Annotated in this window: 3 protein-coding genes and 1 pseudogene; all 4 read left to right on the forward strand. The window is 76.3% G+C overall.

Features of this window, described 5'->3' with window-relative positions; genetic code table 11:
- A partial coding sequence (locus tag AB0J52_RS30310) for an acyl-CoA dehydrogenase family protein (RefSeq protein WP_500186072.1) occupies window positions 1-960 on the forward strand: 960 nt, incomplete at its 5' end.
- 1 nt (window position 961) lies between these two features.
- Window positions 962-1,912, forward strand: coding sequence for an acyl-CoA dehydrogenase family protein (locus tag AB0J52_RS30315; RefSeq protein ID WP_500186074.1), 951 nt, complete (start codon window positions 962-964; stop codon window positions 1,910-1,912).
- A gap of 69 nt (window positions 1,913-1,981) precedes the next feature.
- Entirely contained in the window at window positions 1,982-3,652 is a 1,671-nt protein-coding gene (locus AB0J52_RS30320) for a CocE/NonD family hydrolase (protein WP_500186076.1), read from the forward strand.
- 10 nt (window positions 3,653-3,662) lie between these two features.
- A pseudogene (locus AB0J52_RS30325) lies at window positions 3,663-4,110 on the forward strand (GNAT family N-acetyltransferase); the annotation flags it as partial.

Genomic DNA, 4,110 nt, shown 5'->3' on the forward strand with positions numbered 1-4,110 from the left:
CTCGGTGCGCGCGGCTGGCTCGGGCTCACGCTGCCGGCCGAGTACGGCGGGCACGGGCGGTCGGCGCTGGAGCGGTTCGTGGTGATCGAGGAGCTGCTCGCGGCGGGCGCGCCGGTCGCGGCGCACTGGATCGCCGACCGGCAGATGGGGCCGAGCCTTCTCGCGAACGGCACGGAGGAGCAGAGGCGGCGGTTCCTGCCCGCGATCGCGCGCGGCGAGTGCTTCTTCGCGATCGGCATGAGCGAGCCGGACGCGGGGTCGGACCTGGCGTCGGTGCGGACGCGCGCCGAGCGGGCGGACGGCGGATGGCGGCTGACCGGGACGAAGGTGTGGACGAGCGGCGCGCATCTGGCGCACGCGATCGTCGTCCTGGCGCGCAGCACGCCGGGCGCGACGCGGCACGAGGGATTGAGCCAGTTCGTCGTGGAGCTGCCGTCGGAGGGGGTGACGGTCCGTCCGATCCTCGGACTGGCGGGTGAGCACCATTTCAACGAGGTCGTGTTCGACGGCGCGCGGGCCGAGTTGCTGGGCGCGGAGGGTGACGGCTGGCGGCAGGTGACGGCGGAGCTGGCGTACGAGCGGTCCGGCCCGGAGCGGTTCCTGAGCACGTTCGCGCTGGTCAGGCTCGTATGCTCCCTGGCACCGGGGGTCGCGTCGGGGCGGCTTCTGGGACGGCTCTGGGCGCTGCGGCAGGCGTCCCTGGCGGTCGCGGGCGCGCTCGCCGCCGGACGCACGCCCGACCTGGAGGCCGCGCTGGTCAAGGACCTCGGGACGCGCTTCGAACGCGAGGTGATCGACGTGGCGCGCGAGCAGCTCGGCGCGGAACCGGACCCGGCGTCCCCGGACCTGGCCTCGCGGCTGCTCGCGCAGGCGATCGTGCAGGCGCCCGGGTTCACGCTGCGGGGCGGGACGAACGAGATCCTGCGCGGCATCGTCGCGCGCGGCCTGGGGGTGCGGTGACATGACGGACGTCGCGGATAGTGACAGCGCGTTGCTCGCGGAGACCGCCGACGCGATCCTCGGCCTGGACGATCCGTGGCCCGCGCTGGTGGAGGCAGGTCTGACGGGTGTCGGCGTCCCTGAGGACGCGGGCGGCAGCGGTGGCGGCCTCGCGGACGTGGCCGTCCTGCTGCGCGCGCAGGGGTACCACGGCGCGGCGGTTCCGCTGGCGGAGACGCTGCTGGCCGGACGGCTGCTCGCGGCGACCGGGCGCTCGGTGCCGCCGGGGCCGCTGACGGTCGTGCCGGGACGGTTCGCGCGCCGGGTTCCGTGGGCGCGGGACGCGCACCGGCTCGTCGTGCTCGACGGCGACCGCGTCGCCATCGTCGGTCCCGGGGACGTCGAGATCGTCCACGGGACGAACGTGGCGGGCGAACCGCGCGACGACGTGACGGTGCGGGGCGACCTGGCGGCGGTGGAGTGTCCGGTTGCGGTCGAGGACGTGATGCTGCGCGGGGCGCTGCTGCGGGCCGTCCAGCTCACCGGGGCGATGCGGCGGACGCTGGAGCTGGCGGTGCGGCACGCGGGCGAGCGGGAGCAGTTCGGGCGTCCGCTCGGCCGGTTCCAGGCCGTCCAGCAGCAGCTCGCGGAGCTCGCCGGGGAGGTCGCGGTCGCGGACGTCGCGGTGCGGGCCGCGCTGCGCGCCCCGGGCGACGGGTTCGCGGTCGCGGCGGCGAAGCTGAACGCTTCGCGCGCGGCGGGCGTCGTCGCGGACCTCGCGCACCAGGTGCACGGCGCGATCGGCGTGACCTCGGAGCATCCGCTCGGCGCGCTGACCACGCGGCTGTGGGCGTGGCGGGACGAGTTCGGCGGCGAGGCGCACTGGGCGCGGCGGCTGGGTGAACTCGGCCGCGTTCCGTGGGAGGCGGTCACCCGGACGGGCGCCCCACCCGCTACCGTTACCGATTGGTAGCCCCGCGGTCCCGGCGGCCGCGGCCCCCGCAGCCCGGAAAGCAGCCCCCTCGGACGGAGACCGAGAAGCATGGCTCTCTTCGACCGCCTGCCCACTCCCCCGCTTCCACCCCTCCGCGTGCCGCGCCACACCGTCCACCGCGACATCCCGGTGCCGATGCCGGACGGCGTGACGCTGCTCGCCGACCGGTACGTCCCGCGCGGTGTCCGGAACCCGCCGACGCTGCTCGTCCGCACGCCCTACGGGCGGCGCGGACCGGCGGCGCTGCTCAACGGCCTGCCGTTCGTGCCGTTCGGTTTCCAGCTCGTCGTCCAGAGCGCGCGCGGGACGTTCGGGTCGGGCGGCGAGTTCGACCCGCTCGGCAGCGAACGCGACGACGGGGCGGCGACCGTCCGCTGGCTGCGCGAACAGCCCTGGTTCGGCGGGTCGCTCGGCCTGTACGGGGCGTCCTACCTCGGCTATTCGGCGTGGGCGCTCGCGGCGGAGGCCGTCCCGGAGCTGAAGGCGATGGCGCTGCAGGTGACCGCGTCGTCGTTCCGCGAGGCCGCCTACGTCGGCGGGTCGTTCGCGTTGGAGTCCACGCTGACCTGGACGGACCTGACGCAGCGGCAGTCCGGCCGCCTCGGCCTGCTCACCGCGCCGCTGGTGTCGCGCCGCCGCGCGCTGCGGGCCGCGGCGTCGATGCGTCCGCTCGCCGAGCTGGACATGCTGACCGGCGGCGCGCCGATGCGCTTCTACCAGGACCTGCTCGCCGCGCACGCGGACGGGACGGACTACTGGCTGAGCCGTGACTTCTCCGGAACCGTCGGACAGGTCGAGGCCCCCGTCGCGCTCCTCGGCGGCTGGTACGACGTGTTCCTGCCGTGGGAGGTCAAGGACTACCTCGCGCTGCGCGCCGCCGGGCACCGGCCGTACCTGACGATCGGGCCGTGGTGGCACGCCGACCCCCGGCACGGCCTCGTCGCGTTCCGCGAGTCGCTCGCGTGGTTCCGCGCGCACATGCAGGGTGCCGCGTCCGCCTTGCGGACCCACCCCGTGCGGCTGTACGTCACCGGCGCGCGCGAGTGGCGCGACTACCGCGACTGGCCGCCGCCCGGCATGCGCCAGGAGCGCTGGCACCTGCACCAAGGCGGCGGCCTCGGCCCGGACGGCCCGCGCTCCCGCGAGCCCAGCACCTTCCGGTACGACCCGGCGCGCCCGACGCCCGCGCTGGGCGGCCCGACGCTGCTCGGCAGCTCCAAGCCGGTCGACAACCGCCCGCTGGAGCGGCGGCCGGACGTGCTGGTGTTCACCTCGCCGCCGCTGGCCGCCGACCTGGAGGTGATCGGCCCGGTGTCCGCGGAGGTCTTCCTGCGGTCGAGCCGTCCGCACACCGACCTGATCGTCCGGCTGTGCGACGTGGACGAGGACGGCGTGTCCCGCAACGTGTGCGAGGGCGGGCTGCGGCTCACGCCCGCCCATCCGGCGGACGGCGACGGCGTGCACCGCGTGACCGTGGACCTGTGGCCGACCGCGCGGCGGTTCCGGCGCGGCCACCGCGTCCGCGTGCACGTGGCCAGCGGCGCGTACCCCAAGGTCGCGGCGAACCCGGGCACCGGCGACCCGCTGACCAGCTCGGCGCTGCCGGCCGTCGCGGCCGACCAGGAGGTGTTCCACGACCCGGACCGGCCGTCCGCGATCGTCCTGCCGGTGGTCGGGCGCGTCCCCGAGGCCGCGGTCGCCGCGGCGGACGCGGAGTAGGGTGCCGGGCATGGACGGCTGGCGGATCACCGGCGACCAGGCGGCCTTCGAGGCGGCGGCCGGGGGCCTGCTGCGCGCCGACCCGACCCGGAACACCACGCACCTCACCGTCCTGGACACCCTGCGCCGCGCCGGCCCGCACGCCTACGGGCCGGACGACCCGGTCTTCGGCTGGTTCGGCGGCGCGGAGCCGGTCGCAGCGTTCCTCTGCACACCGACGTTCCCGCTCCTGCTCACCTCCGTCGCCGACGACGCGGCCCGCGCCCTCGCGGACGCCCTGCCGTTCACCCCGACCGGTGTGAACGCCGAGCCCCCTGCCGCGGCGGCGTTCGCGGACGCCTGGCGGAGGCGGACGGGCGCGGTCCCCTGGACGCTGATGCAGCAGCGCCTGTACCGCCTGGAGGCCCTGGTCCCGCCCAGCCCGATGCCGCCCGGCGCGGCGCGGATCGCGACGTCCG

The sequence above is a fragment of the Spirillospora sp. NPDC049652 genome (assembly GCF_040675125.1).
GTDB lineage: Bacteria > Actinomycetota > Actinomycetes > Streptosporangiales > Streptosporangiaceae > Spirillospora.

Coding starts and splice junctions, on each gene's coding strand:
- AB0J52_RS30315 (WP_500186074.1), top strand. CDS start 962: ATGACGGACGTCGCGGATAGTGACAGCGCGTTGCTCGCGGAGACCGCC.
- AB0J52_RS30320 (WP_500186076.1), top strand. CDS start 1,982: ATGGCTCTCTTCGACCGCCTGCCCACTCCCCCGCTTCCACCCCTCCGC.